At 70.9% G+C, this 18,746-nt stretch carries 12 protein-coding genes; 4 read left to right on the top strand and 8 right to left on the bottom strand.

What is annotated here, in order from left to right:
• The first annotated feature begins 43 nt into the window (after window positions 1-43).
• The 4 genes from FRAEUI1C_RS28040 (at window position 44) to FRAEUI1C_RS28055 (ending at window position 4,344) form a co-directional block, all read left to right on the top strand.
• Window positions 44-1,348 carry an acyl-CoA dehydrogenase family protein gene (locus FRAEUI1C_RS28040; protein ID WP_013426744.1) on the top strand — a complete coding sequence of 435 codons (1,305 nt, stop codon included), beginning with the start codon at window positions 44-46 and terminating at the stop codon, window positions 1,346-1,348.
• 138 nt (window positions 1,349-1,486) lie between these two features.
• Window positions 1,487-2,218 (top strand): TetR/AcrR family transcriptional regulator, encoded by a 732-nt coding sequence (locus FRAEUI1C_RS28045; protein ID WP_013426745.1) that lies wholly within the window; start codon window positions 1,487-1,489, stop codon window positions 2,216-2,218.
• Between the two features lie 90 nt (window positions 2,219-2,308).
• Window positions 2,309-3,199: an SDR family oxidoreductase gene (locus FRAEUI1C_RS28050; protein ID WP_041259672.1), complete on the top strand. Its 891-nt coding sequence runs from the start codon at window positions 2,309-2,311 to the stop codon at window positions 3,197-3,199.
• Between the two features lie 134 nt (window positions 3,200-3,333).
• Window positions 3,334-4,344, top strand: a complete 1,011-nt coding sequence (locus tag FRAEUI1C_RS28055) for a Gfo/Idh/MocA family protein (protein ID WP_013426747.1) — start codon at window positions 3,334-3,336, stop codon at window positions 4,342-4,344.
• 327 nt (window positions 4,345-4,671) lie between these two features.
• Here FRAEUI1C_RS28055 and FRAEUI1C_RS28060 read toward each other — a convergent pair whose 3' ends face one another.
• The 8 genes from FRAEUI1C_RS28060 to FRAEUI1C_RS28095 form a co-directional block, all read right to left on the bottom strand.
• On the bottom strand, window positions 4,672-6,132 hold the full coding sequence (locus FRAEUI1C_RS28060) for a glycoside hydrolase family 43 protein (protein ID WP_013426748.1): 1,461 nt from the start codon (window positions 6,130-6,132) through the stop codon (window positions 4,672-4,674).
• Between the two features lie 140 nt (window positions 6,133-6,272).
• The gene (locus FRAEUI1C_RS28065) at window positions 6,273-7,829 is read right to left on the bottom strand and encodes a GH35 family beta-galactosidase (protein ID WP_497006525.1); all 1,557 of its coding nucleotides are present in this window, start codon (window positions 7,827-7,829) and stop codon (window positions 6,273-6,275) included.
• A gap of 165 nt (window positions 7,830-7,994) precedes the next feature.
• A complete protein-coding gene (locus FRAEUI1C_RS28070; RefSeq protein ID WP_013426750.1) occupies window positions 7,995-10,481 on the bottom strand; it encodes an alpha-L-rhamnosidase in 2,487 nt (828 codons plus the stop codon).
• A 99-nt stretch (window positions 10,482-10,580) separates the two neighbouring features.
• Window positions 10,581-11,867, bottom strand: a complete 1,287-nt coding sequence (locus FRAEUI1C_RS28075; RefSeq protein ID WP_232425149.1) for an ABC transporter substrate-binding protein — start codon at window positions 11,865-11,867, stop codon at window positions 10,581-10,583.
• Between the two features lie 235 nt (window positions 11,868-12,102).
• The gene (gene galK, locus FRAEUI1C_RS28080; protein ID WP_013426752.1) at window positions 12,103-13,389 is read right to left on the bottom strand and encodes a galactokinase; all 1,287 of its coding nucleotides are present in this window, start codon (window positions 13,387-13,389) and stop codon (window positions 12,103-12,105) included.
• On the bottom strand, window positions 13,386-14,627 hold the full coding sequence (locus FRAEUI1C_RS39805; RefSeq protein ID WP_013426753.1) for a UDP-glucose--hexose-1-phosphate uridylyltransferase: 1,242 nt from the start codon (window positions 14,625-14,627) through the stop codon (window positions 13,386-13,388). Before FRAEUI1C_RS39805 ends, galK begins: the two co-directional genes overlap by 4 nt.
• The gene (locus FRAEUI1C_RS39810; protein ID WP_013426754.1) at window positions 14,588-15,811 is read right to left on the bottom strand and encodes a glycoside hydrolase family 1 protein; all 1,224 of its coding nucleotides are present in this window, start codon (window positions 15,809-15,811) and stop codon (window positions 14,588-14,590) included. The genes FRAEUI1C_RS39805 and FRAEUI1C_RS39810 overlap by 40 nt, the downstream gene beginning before the upstream one ends.
• Before the next feature lie 34 nt (window positions 15,812-15,845).
• Window positions 15,846-18,746 carry an ABC transporter permease subunit gene (locus tag FRAEUI1C_RS28095; RefSeq protein WP_013426755.1) on the bottom strand — a complete coding sequence of 967 codons (2,901 nt, stop codon included), beginning with the start codon at window positions 18,744-18,746 and terminating at the stop codon, window positions 15,846-15,848.

Here is an 18,746-nt window from a genome sequence, read left to right on the forward strand (position 1 = left end):
AACATCGACGTCTATTTCAATTCAACCGGGAGGCTCGATCGTCGTGGCGTGGGACTTCTCGACCGACCCCGAGTACGCGGAGTTACTGGCCTGGGCCGACACGTTCGTGCGGGAGGAGTGCGAGCCGCTGGACCTGGTCGTCCGCGAGTCGCACGACCTGACCGACCCGGTCCGCCAGGCACTGATCCCCCCGCTGCAGGCGGTGGTTAAGGAGAAGGGGCTGTGGGCCACGCATCTGGGCCCCGAGCTCGGTGGCGCCGGCTTCGGGCAGGTCAAGCTGGCCCTGCTGAACGAGATTCTCGGCCGTTCGGTGTGCGCGCCGATCGTGTTCGGCTCCCAGGCCCCCGATTCCGGGAACAGTGAGATCCTGGCCCGGTTCGGGACGCCGAAGCTGAAGGAGCGCTACCTCGAGCCGCTGCTGGACAACCGGATCGTCTCGGCGTTCTCGATGACCGAGCCGCAGGGCGGCGCCGACCCGAAGATCTTCACGACGTCCGCGGCGCCCGCTGGCGACGACTGGGTCATCAACGGCGAGAAGTGGTTCACCTCGTACGCCCGAATGGCCTCGTTCCTGATCGTGATGGCGGTGACCGACCCGGACGCGCCGCCCTACCAGCGGCAGACGATGTTCATCGTCCCGGCCGAGACGCCAGGGGTGAACGTCCTGCGCAGCGTCGGCATGGGCTACGAGCCGGTCGGCGAGGGCATCGAGGGCTACGTCTCCTACGAGAACGTGCGGGTGCCGGCCGAGAACATGCTCGGCCCGCGCGGCGGCGCGTTCCTGGTCGCCCAGAGCCGGCTCGGCGGCGGCCGCATCCACCACGCCATGCGTACCGTCGGCCTGGTCGGCCGGATCTTCGACATGCTCTGCGAACGGGCGGTGTCGCGCTACACCCAGGGAGAGGTGCTCGCCAACAAGCAGCTCGTCCAGGAGATGGTGGCCGACTCCTGGATGGAGATCGAGGCGTTCCGCCTGCTCACCCTGCGGACCGCGTGGAAGATCGACCAGCTCCACGACTACAAGGCCGTACGAGCCGACATCTCCGCCGTCAAGGCCATGATGCAGAAGGTGCTGCACGACGTCAGCGCACGCGCCCTGCAGCTGCACGGCTCACTCGGCACGACCCACGAGATGCCGTTCGTCCACTACCTCGTCGAGTCGTTCGTCCTCGGCCTGGCCGACGGGCCGACCGAAGTCCACAAGGTCACCCTGGCCCGCCAGATCCTCAAGGACTACCAGCCGGCCGAGGGCCTGTTCCCGTCAAGCCATCTCGTGAAGCTGCGCGCCGCGGCCGAGGCGAAGTACGCCGACCGGCTCGCCGGCATCCCACGCCCGACGGTCCGCTGAGCCGGTGGCCAGCCCGGTGACCTGCGCGCTCGGCGGGAGAAGCAAGCCTGCGTTGGTAATATGCGAACGGGGAGGTACCCACCCCGATCGCCGGACCCGCGTCCGGGCGAGCAGCGCAGGACCGGGCGGGAGAGAGTCGTGACCTCCTCGGCGTCGCAGCCCCAGCGGGTCGAGCTACGGGCGGCCGACCCGGCGGCTGCCCTGGCCGAGGCTCCGGAGGGCGCCTCGGTGCGTGTTCTCTCGGCGAAGGGCCGGCGAACAAGGGCCCGCCTGATCGAGGCCGCCAAGTCGGTCTTCGAACGCGATGGTTTCCTGGAAGCGCGGATCACCGACATCACCAAGGCGGCCAAGGTCGCGCCGGGGACCTTCTATCACTACTTCGACTCCAAGGAAGAGATCTTCCGCGAGGTCGCGCTCGCCCAGGAACAGCGGCTCACCGCGCCCCCCGAACCTGGCCTGGGCGAAGCCGGCGCCGACGCCTCGATCTGGGACCGGATCCGGCGGTCCAACCGCCGCTACCTGGAGCGCTACCGCGACGAGGCGGCGCTGATGGGCGTCATCGAGCAGGTATCCCGCTACGACGCACAGGTCAACGAGGCCCGCATCGCCACGACGAGGCACTTCGTCAACCGAGCCGAGCGGGCGATTCTGCGGCTGCAGCGGGAAGGGGCCGCCGACCACCGGCTCGACCCGGCCTTCGCCGCCGACGCCCTCGGCTCCATGGTCGCCCGGTTCGCCGAGCTGTGGCTGGTCCAGCACTACCGGGACTACGACTTCGACGAGGCGGTCGAGCAGCTGACCCTGCTCTGGGCGAACGCGCTGGGCCTCAGGCCGGAGCCACCGTCCCAGCCATACGCCCGCGGCCATTGACCCGCAGCACGCAAGCACCTGCGGTGGCGCGTCGCGCGCGGGTTTGCTGGCCTTGAATTGAATCAGACGTCGATGTTAGTTTCCGCGACCATGAGCGAAGTGTCGTGTCAGGACCGGGTCTGCGTCGTCACCGGAGGCGGACGGGGGCTCGGGCGGGAGTATGCGCTGTTACTGGCCCAGCACGGGGCTCAGGTGGTCGTCAACGATCTCGGTGCCAGCCGCGACGGGACAGGCGGCGACAGCGGCCCGGCCCATGACGTCGTCGACGAGATCAGGGCAAAGGGCGGCCAGGCCGTCGCCAACACCGACGACGTCAGCTCCTGGGCGGGCGCGGCGCGCCTCGTCGCGCAGGCCGTGAGCACCTTCGGCCGCCTCGACGTCCTGGTCAACAACGCCGGCATCCTGCGCGACCGGATGTTGTTCTCGATGTCCGAGCAGGAGTGGGACGACGTCATCCGCGTCCATCTGAAGGGGACCTTCGCGCCGAGCCACCACGCCGCCGCCCATTGGCGGGAGCGGTCCAAGGCCGGCGAGCGCGTCGACGCCCGCCTGATCAACACCACCTCGGTCTCGGGTCTCTACGCGAACCCGGGCCAGGCGAACTACGGCTCGGCAAAGGCCGGGATCGCCGCCTTCACCCAGATCGCGGCGCAGGAACTCGGCCGGTACGGCGTGACCGTGAACGCGATCGCCCCCGGGGCGCTGACCCGGCTGACCGAGGGCCTGACGATCACCGACGAGATCCGCTCGGCCTTCTCGCCGGCCCTGGTCGCCCCCGTCATCACCTGGCTGGCCTCCGCCGACTCGGCCGACGTCACCGGCCAGGTCATCGAGGCCTCGGGTCTCGTGCTGGCCATCGCCGAGGGCTGGCATCGGGGGCCCGCCACCGAGCCGGTCACCTCGGCCGGCGAGGTCGGGGAAGCCGTTCGCCGGCTGCTGGCCGACGCCCGGCCTCGCACGCTGTTCCACGACGTCAGCTGACGCCCGGCCGGCGGCCGAGGTCTGACGGGGGTGTCCCGGAGACCGTCTGGGCTGAAGTCGAACTCGACTTCGGAAATGATGAAGACCATGGGTCGCCCGAACAGCGCGACGACGAGAGGGCGGAGAGGGCGCACATGAAGGTGGTCGTGATCGGTACCGGCTTTGGGACGCGAGTCATGGCCGGCGCCTACGAGGAGGCCGGTTTCAGCGTCGAGGCGGTCTCCCCGCGCGACGCCGGCGCGCTCTCGCGGGTCGGGGCCGTCGATCTGGTGTCCGTTCACGCGCCGCCGTTCCTGCACCGCGACTACGTCATGGCGGCACTGGACTCGGGAGCCGCCGTGCTGTGCGACAAGCCCTTCGGCCGGAACGCGGCCGAGGCCCGTGCCATGCGCGATCAGGCTCGGGCGGCGTCGGCCCTGAACTTCCTCAACTTCGAGTTCCGCCACGTCCCCGCGCGGGTCAAGGCGCGAGCGCTGCTCAGGGACGGAGCGATCGGCGTCCCGCGGCACATCAGCTGGCTGTTCGTCGGCAACGGGCTGCGGGCGGCAAAACATCGCTGGCTGTTCGACCAGGCTCAGGCCGGCGGATGGATCGGCGCCTGGGGCCCCCATTGCGTCGACACGCTTCGTTGGCTGCTCGACACCGAAGTAGTGAGCGCCAGCTGCCTGACGCGCACCGACACGACCACTCGCCTCGACGCGCAGGGCGCGGCCCACCCCAGCACGGCCGAGGATGCGTTCTGCGCGCTGTTCACCATGGGCAACGGCTGCACGGTCAGCGTGGACACCGCCTGTTCCACCTCGGTGGCCTTTCCGCAGACGGTGCGGATCCTGGGCAGTGCGGGCGCGATCGAGATCCGCGACGACGACACGGTCACCGTTCGTCGGTCCGACGGGCAGTCCGAACAGTTCTCCTTCCCCGCGCCTCCGGGCGATCCCCTGCTGCCCGGCGTGCGGGGGTTGATCGCGGAGATCACCCGGGTGCTGCGCGACCAGCGTCAGACGTCCCCCTCCTTCGACGACGGCCTCGCCGTGGCCGAGGTCCTGGACCAGCTCCACGGCGAAACGGACGGTCGCGGACCGCGACCCGCGAATGAGGCCACCGAGCGCGCCCGAACTCACGGCCCGGGAAAGCGGACCGGCTGAGCCGGGCGTACCCGGACGAGGACCGGGTGCTCTCGGCGCGGCAGGGAAACGTGCCGCGCCGGCCTGAGGACCGCGCCGGCCGGCCTTACGAGCGCGACATCCTCCGCGCTGCCCCGCGCCTCGACGGGCTCGGTCGGCGCCCACGCCCGTGGGGCGCGCGTCCTGCTCACGTCGGCGGCGGTCGCGATCGTCGGCTGGATCGTCCTCGCGCACGCCGGGCAAGCAAGGATCGGCGGAGCGGCGTGTGGATGACGCTTTGATCGGTTCTCGGTTGGGACTGGCCGCGCGTGGGAACCCGCGGTAAGGATGGACTCGACGGCTGTCGGCTCAGTCGTCGGTCCGGGTGTAGGAGAAGCTCCGGACGGTCGCTGGGCCATCAAGGGCTTCGACGCCGATCATCCGCCCGGTGTAGCCCGTGGCGACCTCTGTCGAGAGGTATCGGCCGTCGATCTCGAAGAGCTCGTGGTACGTGCCATCGTCGAAGCCCGCGCTGAGGCTGTCCGGGCCGCCGGGGCGGATGCCCAGCCGGGGCTGATAGGGGCGCGCCTTCAGCACGAGCTCGGCTCCGGCCGCGGCATCGGTCGTTGACGCCAGGACCTGGTGGACGGGCCCGTTCTTCATGCGCACGCGCACCGCGTCGCCGATGCGCTCGACCGCGAACCAGTGGTCGTCATCCATCCGGACGACGAGCGCGAGGCGGCCGTCCGCGAGCGCGGCGGTGGCCGTCCAGCCGGCGTCGCGTGCACGCACGCAGATCAGCGCCAGGCTGGCCGTGGCATCGGCGGCCCTCCACTCGGTGAGGTGGGCCCCCTCCCCGGGGACCTGTGTCACGAAGCCGTGCGGGGTCCGTCCTGGGCTGACCCACCGATCGTCGAGCCGGTCAGCGTCGAAGGCGTCGACGAACGACGTGTCGACCGGGCCGACCTTGTAGCGGTCCTCGTCGACAGTCGGCCATCCGTCCACCCAGTCGACGCCGGCAAGGAACGTCTCGCGCCCATTCACGTGGAAGCCCGGCGACCCGCCTCGCTGGCGGATACCGAGGTGGACCATGGCCCACCCGCCGCCGCTCAGCTCGACGAGATCGGCGTGGCCCGTGGCCTGAACGGGATGATCGAGGCTGCGGTGGCTCAGCAGGGGGTTGCCGGGCGAGGGCTCGAACGGCCCGCTGATCGAGCGGGACCGGGACACGGAAACGGCGTGACCCGTATGCGTCCCGCCCTCGGCGACGAGCAGGTACCACCATCCGTCGACGCGGTAGAGGTGCGGTCCTTCGGTGTGGGCGAGTCCGGTCCCGGACCAGATGGCGACGGGTACCGACAGCAGGCGACCGGTCTGCAGCGAGACCTTGGCCTGGCAGATGGCCGACTGGGTCCAGGTGAGGTAGCACTGGCCGTCCTCGTCCCAGGCCAGGTCGGGATCGATGCCCACCGCGCCGTCGATGAACAGCGGTTCGCTCCAGGGTCCTTCTGGTGCCGGCGCGCAGACGAGGACCTGCCCGCGCAGAACGTCCTCACGGCACGTGGTCACCACCCAGAACAGGCCGTCGCGGTGCCGGATGGTCGCGGCGAAGATTCCTCGGCTGGCGCCCGCCAGCCCCGGCGACAGGTTGAACGCCTCCGCGCGGGGCAGCGCGTTGCCGACCTGCGTCCAGTGCACGAGGTCGACACTCCGGAAGACGGGAACCCCGGGGAAGTACTCAAAGCTTGACGTGACGAGGTAGTACTCGTCGCCCACGCGGCAGATCGAGGGGTCCGAGTAGAAGCCGGGGATGACGGGGTGCGCGGACACTTTTCTCCTTCGTATGCCAGGCGAGACAGGCTGGGCAGTGCGGTGGCGAAAGCAGGAAAGGTGAGGTAAGCCCGCCAACCGCCGGTCGGAACGAAAAGTGCGCCTACCACATCGAGAGCGACGACCGCGGAGGAGGCCGCCTACTCGGACGGGCCGGTGCGCCGCAGCAGACCGATGCGAACCACACGGAGTTCGTCGTTCGGGAAGAGGAAGAAGCGCTCATCGCCGTTGAGTGACCTGCCTGGCACCCACGTGCCCTGGATGAACTGGCCTTCGCGCGCCGAGTCGATCTCGACGGGCAGACCGCCTGCCTGAAAGTCGAGGTTGACACCCTTTCCTACGACCAGGAGTTCCTCCGGGCCGAGCCTGATCAGCAGCGCATAGCCGCGGTCGGAGTCGGTCGTGTCCGCGCCGGTTCCAGGCCCGAACAGGCCAAGGGTCGAGAAGGGCCCGGCGACGGTGACGGTGATGTCCCCGAGCGCCAGTTCGACCCTCGCGCCGGGCGCGAGACGTGTTCCCCGGATCCGGCCCTCAGTCTGTGCCGCCGCTATGACCTGAGTCATGCCAGCGAGTACACGGTAGGCTTCGAAGATCTCGTGCCCTTCAGGGCCGTCCTCCACGCCGAACGGCGCGTAGCCGATCGCGCTGTACTCGCCGAGCGCGACGAAGAGATTACCCGCGTCCACCCTCGTCTCGGGGATCAGGATCGGGTTGCCGGCGTGCCGATATGCGGCCAGCGTGTCCTCGAACTCCGGAATGTAGATGTCCGGAGCGAGAAGTCCAAGGGTGGGTGCCGCCGCCTGCCACACGTCGATCAGGCGCGAGACCGGCCCACCACTCGGGTACAGCCCGGGCAGCGGCGCACCCTCGTGCGGTCCCAGCCACGCGTTCGTGAACAACGGGAGCGGGTGACAACGCGCTCCCGCCGCGGCCACGTGCTCAACGTACTGGCCGAACGACCACGCCATGAACAGCTCGTCGGCGGCCCCGTCCGTACCGAAGACCTCCGCCCAGGGTCCGGCCGTGCGCCGGCCCTGTCGATCCCACAGATCGCGCAGGTGCGGGTGAAGGGCATCTGCGCGGGCCTGGAAATGGTCCAGGAGAGCGGCGGGGACGGGTTCCTCCCAAGCCGCCCGCGCGAGCGCGGATCGGTCCCGGCTGTCACCCAGAAGCCCGACCTCGTTCTCCACCTGCACCATCACGACGGTGTGCCGCGGGTCGACCCCGGATATGTGCCGCATCAGCGCCGCGAAGGCTCTGGCGTCCGCCTTGCGAAGCTCGGCGCCAAAGAGGCTCAGCACGGGGTTCTTCCGGGGAAAACGCCCCGTCAGGGTGGACGCCGGATCCTTCTGCGCGCGCGGGAAACGCGCCTCGTCGCGCCGTACCCACGACGGCGCGTAGGTCGACTCCCCGTTCTTGAACGCCCCGAACCACGTGATGATCAATCGCATTCCACGTTGGCGGGCCTGGTGGATCTGGTCGTCGATCACAGTGAAGTCGTAGACGCCCTCCTCGGGCTCGGTCAGGTCCCAGCAGGCGGTCCCGATGACCGTCGTGAGGTGCCACCGCTGGAGCCGGTCCCACACGTCGCTCATGTAGGCAGGGCTCGAGGCGCTGGAGTTGTGCAACTCCCCGGCCAGCGCGATGAAAGGCTCGCCGTCGACCATCAACTGCGAGATCGAACCCCTCTTCCTCACCTCCGGGCGAGGCAACGGCCCTCCGTTATCATTCTGTCCGGCCCGACCGGCATCCGTGGATGCGGCAGCGGGATGGTTGTTCATGATTCTCCGCAGGATGAAGGCGATCGACTGTCAGCATTCGGCGATGAATCTGTCCGGACACGGCGGCGCGGCCGCGCCCGGTCAGGTGTGTGTCCCGCTCAGCGCGTCGACAAGGTCCTGCTCAAGCCCCGGCGGGCTGTAGAAATTCAGGAGGGCACGCAGCGTGGGCAGGGACGGCTCGCCGTCACCGGGTTCGCTGCCGGTGTATCCCGGCACGCGCTTGCGGAGCACCGCATCCACCGCGGACCACACGGCGGGATCGTCCGCCAGCGTCGAAACGGGAGTATCCAGCGTGTAGGCACCCCGGGTCGGCACCGGGATGTCGTACTCCCAGCGGTGGCTGCCGGCGCCCACGTCATCGGTCAGGTTCTCGGGGTGCTCCGGCAGGATGACCTGGGCCGAGGTACCGGGCGGGAGGCTGACCTCGACGGTCATCCGGCCCTCGGCACCGCGCCGCCAGCCGACCCGCATCCGTCCCCACCTTGTGTCGTGGGTCAGCGTCGCGTGGGTCAGGCCGCCGCCCGGCGCAGGTGCGACGCGCACGCGGCGATAGCCCGGCTCGGCGGGACTCAGCCCTCCCACCACACGATGCAGCCAGTCGGCGGCCGCTCCGAGGGCGTAGTGGTTGAGGGAAGAAGCGGCGGTTTCGGTGAGCGTCCCGTCCGGGAGAATCGCGTCCCATCGTTCCCACACCGTCGTCGCGCCCATCGTCACCGGATAGAGGAACGAGGGGCGCTCCGTCTGGAGCATCAGCCGGTAGGCGGTCCTGAGGCTGCCGGTGCGGCTGAGGGCGTGCGCGACGAAGGGTGTGCCGGCGAAGCCGGTACTGATCCGGTACCCGGCCGCGGCGACCAGGTCCGCGAGCCGTCTGCCCGCGCGGGGCAGCTGCGCCGGGTCGAAAATGTCGAAGCAGATCGCCAGCGCATAGGCGGTGACGGTCTCGTTGGCCAGCCGTCCCGCCGGGCTGACCCATTCGTGATGAAATGCCGCGCGGACCCGCTCGTGGAGGGCGCGGTACCGCGCGGCGTCCGCGTCATGCCCCAGCACCTCGGCGGTCCGCTCCAGCTGCCTGGTCGTCCTGCAAAAGGCGGCCGTAGCGATCAGGCGCGCGTCTGTGCCGCCACCGGACGGGTTCGTGGTCGGCGCGTCCGGAGCGAGCCAGTCGCCGAACTGGAAGCCGCTGTTCCACAGTCCGCTGTCGTCCAGCAGGCGTTCCACGCCGTCGACGAAGGCCGTCATCGACGGGTACTGACGCGCGAGCACGTCGCGGTCCCCGTACTCCTCGTACAACGTCCAGGGCAGGCTGACCGCGACGTCTCCCCACAGCGCGGTGGTCGGGTCGGCGCGTCCCCTCGGGTCCGGCACGAAGAACGGCACGCCGCCCTTCTCACGCTGCTCGGCGGCGAGGTCGGCCAGCCACGAGCCCAGCACACCGGTCACGTCGTACAGGAAAGCGGCCGTCTGACCGAAGACGTTGATGTCCCCGGTCCAGCCGAGCCGTTCGTCGCGTTGGGGACTGTCGGTGGGAAGCCCGACGAAGTTGTCGCGCATGGACCACACGACATTGCGGTGCCACTGGTTGACCAGTTCGTCCGAGGTCTCGAACCAGCCGGTCCGGCGCAGGTCGCTGTGCACGACGACCGCGGTGAGCGCGTCCCGGTCGAGCGGCCCCGGCCAGTCCTCCACCTGGACGTAGCGGAATCCGTGGAAGGTGAACCGCGGTTCCCAGGTCTCCGGGCCATCACCGCGCAGGGTGTAGCGGTCGGTGGCCAGCGCGGTGCGGTTGGTCCGGAAGTCCGCCTCGCCGGCCACCAGCGTCTCGGCGTAGCGCAGGGTGATCGTGGTCCCGGCCGTGCCGCTGACCGTGAGCCGGACCCAGCCCGCCAGGTTCTGTCCGAAGTCGACAACGGTCCGGCCCGACGGTGTGGTGATGATCTCCCGGGCGGGCAGCTCCTCGATGCGCCGGATCGGCGGCGCCATCGGCGCGACGAGCGTGTCGAGGTCGCGCTGGACGACCTCGACCGCCGACCAGGCCGCGTCGTCGAAACCCGGCTCGGCCCAGCCCGTCGGTTCCAGCCGCGCGTCGTAGGACTCGCCGTCGTAGATGCCATCGGTCAGGCCGGCGCCGGTGGACGCTCGCCAGCTGCCGTCGGTGCCGAGCGTCTCGATCCGGTCGCCGTAGTCGAGGTCGAGCTGCAGGAAGGCGGCTGGACGGTCCGCCCACACGGCGCGGCAGTCGGCCTCCCAGGTCAGCCTGCCGACCGCCCAGCCTTCACCAAGGACAGCTCCGAGGGCGTTACCGCCCGCCGTCATCAGATCGGTAACGTCGTGGCTGCTCACGACCAGGCGATGCTGGTAGGACGTCCACCCCGGAGTCAGGACCTCGTCGCCCACCCGGGTGCCGTTCAGATAGGCCTCGATCAGCCCTAGTGCGCTGACGCTCAGGGTCGCGCGGCGCAGCCCCGCACCGACCGTGAACTCCCGCCGCAGGTACGGCGCGCGGACCGACCCCTCCCCACCGGTCCGGACGGACGGGGTGATGAAGGCAGCTCTCCAAGGGTGCGACACCCCAGTCCTCCCGGCAGCGATGAGTCGTTCCTGTGCACGCCCCGCATTCACGGACTCCGCCGCGAGGAGCAGGGCCGGTCCGCTAGCCCGTGGCCAAGGTCAACTCACGGGGGCGAACTGGCCCCGGGCCGGGTCGAAGGTGTACAGGCTCGGCGCGATCGCCCCACTCGGCGTCGACCGCGAGTAGGTGGCGGCGTTCGGGAGGGACGGTATGGAGAGCGAGCCAAGCGCGAACCCGGCCTGCTGGAAGGACTCGTAGGTGAGCGTCCGCCCCGCCTTCTCGGCGATCGCCTTGAAGATCGTCAGATCGTCGCACGCGATCCCGGTCGCGATTCCCCACTTCGCCGCGCCGTTCGGTTGGGTGGTCGGGTCGACGACCAGGCCCCTCGCGGCGGGTACCGCGTCCTCGACGGTCTTGGCACAGGCGGTGATGCCGGGGTCGGTGAACTCCGAGACCAGACCGCCCGTGGCGGACCCGGCCAACACGGGAAGGTACTTCGCGTTGTCCTTGCTCGTGGCGTAAAGCTCGGCCGTGTTGTTGTCGGTGAACAGCAGGCGGGGCCGGTAGCTCGTCTGCGCCACCTGCGTGGGGAATTGGGAAGTGGTGGCCCCGAAGACGACCACGGTGTCCACGCCCTCCGCCTGGATCTTCTGAATGAAGACGCTGGCGCCCTTCGTGTACACCGACTGGTCGTTGGTGTCGACCGTGAGGTAGCCGATCTCGGCCGGCGTGACGCCGAGGTTCTTCAGCGCCGGAAGGACGACCGTCCGAACGGCGTTCTGGTCGAGCGAGTTGGCGACGACGGCGACCTTCTTACCGGTGAACGCACCGGTATCCGCGAGGATCTTCAGAACAGCCGCGGCCTTGTCTCCGCCCTGGTCGTACGAGAACCACGGCGCCTTCGCCTTGGAGTAGTTCGCGGCGGTCAGCGGGGCGCCGACCAGCGCCGTCTTCTGGGCCTGCACGTAGCACAGCGGCTCGTCCGCGTTGATGTCACCCATGACCGCGAACACGGTCGTGTCCCTTGTCAGCTTGACACAGGTCTCGTCCGCCGCGGCCGGGGACGAGACATCGATACCGCCGAAGACGGGGACGATCTTCCGCCCATGGATTCCCCCAGCGGCGTTGATCTTGTCAATCAGCGCGGTGAACGCCGCCTTGTAGTCGCCATGGTCAACCTTGATGTACTTCTGGACCGTAGCGAAGTCCGGGTAGGCGATTCCCACCTTGATCTCGGTGTCCGTCACGCCCGGCGAGACCGCCGCCGCGGGCGGCGCGAACGCAAGCGCCGTGGCGGGGGCCGACGGGATGGCCGCGTCCCCCTTCGACTGCACGCTGCACGCGGCGAGGAGGATCACCATCGGGGCCGCGAGCGATAAGCTCACGCGACCCGCGGTCCACTTTCGAGTCATCATTGCACTCCGTTCCGGAAATCCGGTCCAAAGACAGCCCCTGCCGTGGGGTCACGACACGGAACGCGCTCATCGCGCCATGATGCGGCCCATCGCCACGGGACGTGAGGGGTTGCCATATATTGCCCCGCCACAGGCGCCTCGGCCAGTGACGTAAATTCGCCTCAAACTATTCTAAACGTCCGTTCAGCGCAAGGTGTAGGAATGTTTAACATCTATGTCCGCCGAGGTCAAGACCGTCTCGTCTCCCATCTCCGGCGCTGTTCTGAGGCCCAGGTGGGCCTACCTCGCACAGGTCCCGGAACGGTTCGACCGCGGTCCCGGCGACCGCCGAACAGGGCAGGACGCAGCTGCTGCGGCCCGTCGCGGCGCGGTAGCCCTCCCGGACCGCCGGGACGAAGGCGTCGAGCCTGGACCGCTCGACGAGTGCCATCGCGCAGCCGGCGAACCCGCCGCCGGTCATCCGCGCGCCGTAGCAGCCGGGCGCCGCCAGCGCGGCCTCGACCATGGCGTCCAGCTCGAGGCTGGACACGGCGAAGTCGTCCCGGATGCTGCGGTGCCCCTCGGTCAGCAGGCCGCCCGCGGCGGCCAGGTCACCGGCGCGTAGCGCCGCCGCCATGTCCAACACCCGCCGGTTCTCCGTGACCACATGGCGCGCCCTGGCGTACGTCACAGGGTCGAGCCGCCACGCGCCCTCGGCCAGCAGCCCCAGCCCGGCGTCCCGCAGCGCCGGCACCCCGAGCAGCCGCGCGGCCCGAGCGCACTCGGCGCGTCTGTCCGCGTAGGCGCTGGTCACGATCCGTCGGCGGGTGGAAGTGTCGAGGACGACGATCGCGACCTCCTCCGGCAGCGCCACCGGCTCGACGGTCTCGTCCCGGCAGTCCACCAACAGCGCGTGCCCGGCCACCCCGCCCGCGCACGCGAGCTGGTCGAGCAGGCCGGTCGCCGCGCCCACCCACGTGTTCTCCGCGCGGTGCGCGAGGCGAGCCATCGACCGCGCGTCCCACGGCAGGCCGGTGACGTGCGCGCAGCCGGCGGCGACCGCGAGCTCGAGGGACGCCGACGAGGACAGTCCGGCGCCTTTCGGGACGTCGCTGGCGACCGCGCCCTGCCAACCATCGAGGTCGCCGTGGGCGGCCGCGAGCATCACCGCCACGCCCTCGACATAGCCCGCCCAGCCGGGCGCCGGGCGCGTTCCCGCCCGCGGCGGCGTGCCCGGGGGCGGCAGGTCGACTCGTGCCGGTGCCGGTTCCGTCTCGGAGACCAGCTCGATGGCACCGCCGCGGCCAGCGGCGCCCGGCGACGGCCGCAGCGCGACCCACATTTCCAGGTCGATCGCCGCCGGCAGGCAGAGGCCGTCGTTGTAGTCGGTGTGCTCGCCGATCAGGTTGACCCGCGCCGGCGAGCGGACCAGCGCGGTCGGGCGGCCGCCGAAGGCAGCGGCGAAGTCCGCGACCGCGCGGTCCCGGGCCGGGGGCGAACCTGATTGCCTCACCGACCGGCCTCCGGCCCGGCGGGTCCGACGCCCGCGTCCATGCGCGCCGTCACGTACGGGGTGGGCAGACAGGCCCGCAGTCGGGCGGCGGCAGCCTCGGGGGTGACGTCGCGCTGGACGCCGGCAAGCAGCTCGAATCCGACCAGGAACTTGCGCACCGTCGGCGAGCGCAGCAACGGCGGGTAGAAGTGCGCGTGCAGCTGCCAGTGGTCGCCCGCGGCCGACGGGCCGCCGGCGGGCCAGGGCCCGGGCGCGCCGTGCCAGCCCATCGAGTACGGGAAGGGGACGTCGAACACCGCGTCGTAGCAGCCGAGCAGCCTGCGCAGCGCCGTGGCCAGGCCGTCCCGCTCGGGGTCCGTCAGGTCGGCGAGGCGCGCCACCGGGCGCTGGGGCAGCAGCATCGTCTCGAACGGCCAGACCGCCCAGAACGGCACGACGGCGAGCCAGTGCTCGTCGGCGAACACGACCCGCTCGCCGCGGGCCGCCTCGAGCTCGGCGTAGTCGCTCAGCAGCGCGACGCCGTGCCGCGCGAAGTAGGCCCGCTGGTGGGTGTCCTCGGCCGCCGGCTCGTCGGGCAGCGACGCCGTCGCCCACACCTGGCCGTGCGGATGGGGGCTGGACGCGCCCATGAGCGCGCCACGGTTCTCGAAGACCTGGACCCACCGCCAGTCCCGGCCCAGCTCCCGTTCCTGCTGCGCCCAGGTGTCGACCACGGCCCGGACGTGCCGGTGCGGCAGCGAGCCCAGAGACGCGTCGTGCCGCGGGCTGAAACAGATGACCCGGCAGGTCCCCGGCTCCGCCTCGGCGCGCAGGAGCCGGCCAGCCACGCCGCCCGCCGCGCCCATGGCCTGCTCCAGCGGACCTGCCGGCCGGGACGCGGGGCGCAGCGCCGGGAAGTCGTTGGTGAAGACAAACGTGTCCTCGTAGCCCGGGTTGCGGGCACCGCCGGCCCGGACGTTGCCCGGGCACAGGTGGCAGTCGGGGTCGTGGCCGGGAACGTCCGGCGAGGCCACCGCCTCCCGGCTGCCCTGCCAGGGCCGCCGGTCCCGGCCGGGCGAGACCAGCACCCAGCGGCCCGTCAGCGGGTTGTACCGCCGGTGGGTCTCGCTGTCGGCCCACGACCCGTCGAGGCCGGCGAGAGTCGCCGTCGTCCCGGGCCCTGCCCGGGACGCCTCGGACGCCGCACCGCCGCGTGTGTTCAGAACGGCCCACCCGCCCGGGCGACCTCGCCGAGCCACCGCGCGGAGGGCTTGACGGTGCGGGCGAACGTCGTCCTGTCCACGGCGATCAGCCCGAAGGTCATCGCGTAGCCGGACGTCCACTCGAAGTTGTCCAGCAGCGTCCAGTGCAGGTAGCCGCGTACGTCGACGCCGTCCGCCACGCACTCGGCCAGTCCCTCGAGCGCGGCCCGGGTGTAGGCGATCCTGGCCTCGTCGTCGTCCGTGGCCATGCCGTTCTCCGTCACCAGGACGGGCACCCCGGCACGCTCGGCCGCGAGCCGGACCGAGTGCGCGAGCGCCGGCGGGTAGACCTCCCAGCCGGTCTGGGTGGTCGGCACCCCATCGGGAACCGGCAGCAGCCCGTCGGGCCCGATCCGCTCCCGCGTGTACGTCTGCACGCCGACGAAGTCGTCGTCGCGGGACACGTCGAGCCAGTCGAGCAGCGTCGCCTGGCGCGCCGCCGCGCAGCGCTGCTCGCCGCCCTCGGCCGCCTGCAGGTCGAGGAGGGCGAGCGTCCAGCCGACCGCGCTGTCCCCCGGACCGGCTTTGACCGCCTCCGCGGCCTTGCGGTGCGCCTTCGCCATGATCTCGATGTTGGGGGAGGGCCACGCCACGGGCGGCGGTACCGGCGCCCCCTCCGGGAGCCGCAGGTGCTCCGGCAGCCCGAGGCCGTCCTCGCGGGACGCGGCCGGCGCGAACCGGGTGTGGACCATCAACGAGATCAGGTTCGGCTCGTTGATGGTGCACACCCACGGCACCAGGTCGCCGATGTGCTCGGTCACCCGCTCGGCGTACCGGGCGAACCGGTCCACCGCCCCGGGGCCGTCCCACCCGCCAGCGCTGGCGAACCAGCGCGGCGACGAGAAGTGGTAGTACGTCACGACCGGCGTGACCCCGCGCTCCAGGCAGGTGGCGACCATCCGCCGGTAGTGGTCGAGCGCCGCCCTGGAGAAATACCCCTCCTCGGGCTCGATCCTGGCCCACTCGACGCCGAACCGGTACGCGTTCAGGCCGAGCTCGGCGAGCGTGGCGATGTCCTCGGGATAGCGGTGGTAGTGGTCGCAGGCGTCGCCCGACGGCTCGCGGAACGGCGATCCCGGCGCCCATTCGCTGCGCCACAGGTCGGCGTTGACATTGCCGCCCTCCACCTGGTGCGGCGCGGTGGACGCGCCCCAGAGAAAGCCCTCAGGAAAGGAAGACACGGCCGGCAGGCCTCCTTCGGTCGGTGTCGGGGTTTCAGACGGACAGGCCGGTGTCGGCGGGGGAGCGTCCACCCGCCTCGTGCGCCGTGGCCAGGCCGGTCACGGCGTCGGCACTGGCTGGGCCCGCGGCGCCGCTGCGCTGGATCGCTCGCTCGTCCGTGCCGAGGTAGCTGGCGATGACCTTTGGATCAGCGCGAACCTCGGCCGGTGCACCGGCCGCGATGACCTTCCCGGCCTCGAGGCAGTAGACGCGGTCGCTGATGCCCATGATCAGCGGCATGTCGTGCTCGATCACGAGCATCGCGGCGCCGAGCTCGCGGCGGATCTCCTGGATCACCGGCCCGAACGCCTCGGCCTCCCGCTGGGCGACCCCGGCGGTCGGCTCGTCGAGGCAGAGCATGCGGGCGTCGAGCGCGAGCAGGCAGGCGAGCTCGACGATGCGCCGGGTGCCGGTCGACAGGTTGGCGATGTAGGCGTCGGCGTAGCGACCGAGGCCGAGGAAGTCGATGAGGTCATCCGCGGCGGACCGCTGGGCGCGCTCCCGAGCGAACGAGTGCGGCAGGTACAGGGCGGTCGAGAGCAGTCCGGTCCGGCCCCGCGCCTCCAGCGCGACCTGCACCGTCTGCCGGACGGTGAGCTCGGGGAAGAGGGTCGCCGTCTGGAAGGTGCGGCCGAGTCCGGCCCTGGCCCTGGCCGGCGAGCTGGCATGGGAGACGTCGCGACCGAGCAGGCTCACGTCACCGGTGGCGGCGACGAAGCCGCCGATGGCGTTCATGAGGGTCGACTTGCCCGCGCCGTTGGTGCCGATGAGGCCGACGATCTGCTCGGGCATGACCTCGATGGACACACCGTCCACGGCGGACCGCCCACCGAAGCGCACGGCGATGTCCCTGGTGGCCAGCACCGGCTGGCCGGCCGGGAGCGGCGCCCGGTCGCGGTGAATGATCGCCGCCGGCGGGGCGGTCGTCGTCTTGACGATGGGTGGTGCCGCGACCCGGTCGGCCGCCCAGGCCAGGAGGGCGTCGCGGGCGCCGTAGCCGAGCTGGATCAGGCCGCCGGGCAGATACAGCAGGAGGATGAGCAGGCCCAGGCTGGAGGTCAGCAGGGGGATGATCGAGATGCCTGGCATGAAGGACGGGAGGCCCACCACCCACAGGGCGCCGAGCAGCGGTCCGTACACCGAGCCGAGGCCGCCGATGACGACGACGGAGACCAGCACGAGCGAGTCCGCCGGCAGGTAGTACCGCTCGGTGTAGGGCACGCTCTGCACGGCGCCCGCGAGCAGCGCCCCGCCGAGCCCGGCGATGAACCCGGCCAGGGTGAACGCCCGCAGTTTCACCCTGGCGCCCACGACGGTGTAGGCGGCGGCGCCGGCCGGGTTGTCCCGCACGCCGATCGTCGTCCGCGCCACCCCGGACTTGCGCAATCGGGCCACCACCGCCATCACGACGGCGAGGACCACCAGCACCACGTAGTAGTAGGCGCGCTGGGAGGAGATGTCGATCCCGAATACGGAGTCCCGCAGGAAGGACGCCGTGCTCGTTCCCTTGTCCTGCAGGAAGGACAGGTTGTACAGGTACTTCAGGGCCGCGACACCGAAGGCGAAGGTGCTGACGGCGAGCAGCAGGCCCCGCACCCGCAGCGCGCCCACCCCGACCACGGCCGCGAGCACGGCGGTCACCAGGGCGGCGGCGAGCACGGCCACGGGGAAGGGCAGGGACCGCAGGGCCACCTCGCTGCCGCCGACCTTGAAGCTCAGGCCTCGGTGCAGCGCGGCGGCGACCAGCGCACCCAGCCCGGCGAAGGCCATCTGGCCGAGAGAGAGCTGACCCGCCCAGCCGGTGAGGAGGGTGACGGACGCCCCGCAGATCGCGTAGCAGAGAATGATCGTGTAGAGCAGGTGGCGGGACGGCTCGGTCACCACCAGCGGCAGGACGATCGCGAGCACCCCGAGCAGCGCCAGGGGGACGCGCTCGATCTGGCGCACCCACCACAGCCCGCGCAGCTGCGCGGGGACCGGGCGGACCTTCGGCGCGAACGAGAACGACGAGGTCTCGGCGTCCTGCCCACGGCTGGCGAAGAACACCGCCGCCAGGACGATGACCAGGAGCAGCGCGTCCGTCAGGCCCGGCACGTTGGGCCAGTTGTAGGTGACGACCGTCTCGAACAGGCCAACACCGATCCCGGCGAGAAGGGCGATGGGGAACGAGACCATCCGCCCGATCAGCGCGGCGACGAGCGCCCTCACCATGGTTGTGGGCCCGACCGAGGTGATCGTCGAGACCGCCTGGCCCTGCGCGGAGATCAGGATCATGGACAGCGTGCCGAGCGCCCCCGCGCCCGCCCACACGACCGTCGAGATTCTCCTGGGGCTGATGCCCTGCAGCCGCGCGAGCTCGGAATTGTCCGCCGCGGCCTTCACGCTCTTGCCCAGCACCGTCCGGTTCAGAACGAAGGCGAGCGCACCGGCCGTCAGTGGGACGGCGACGACGACGGCCAGGTGGTCGCCCGTGACCGCGATGCCGCTGACCGGTGACCACGAGCCGCCCCACGGAAGGGGGTAGCTCGCGCCCGAATAGTGGTCGAGATTCGGGTAGGCCGTCACGATCATCTGCGCGAACTGCGCCACGCCGATGGTGGCGACCAGCACGATCACCCGAGGCGCGTGGAAGAGCCTCCGGATGATCGCCAGGTCGACGGCCGCCCCGAACAGTCCACCGGCCAGCAGCCCGAGGACCAGCGCGACCCAGTAGGGCACGTGATACCGGACCACCAGGACGGCGAAGAGCACCGAGCCGACCAGACCCATGTTGGCGACGGCGAAGTTGATGACTCTGCTCGAGCGGTAGACCAGTACGACGCCGATGGCGAGCAGGCCGATGGCCATGCCCTGGACGGCGCCGTCCAACCACAACTGCGCGCTGGGAATTGCCAT

It is taken from the genome of Pseudofrankia inefficax (assembly GCF_000166135.1).
GTDB classification, from domain to species: domain Bacteria; phylum Actinomycetota; class Actinomycetes; order Frankiales; family Frankiaceae; genus Pseudofrankia; species Pseudofrankia inefficax.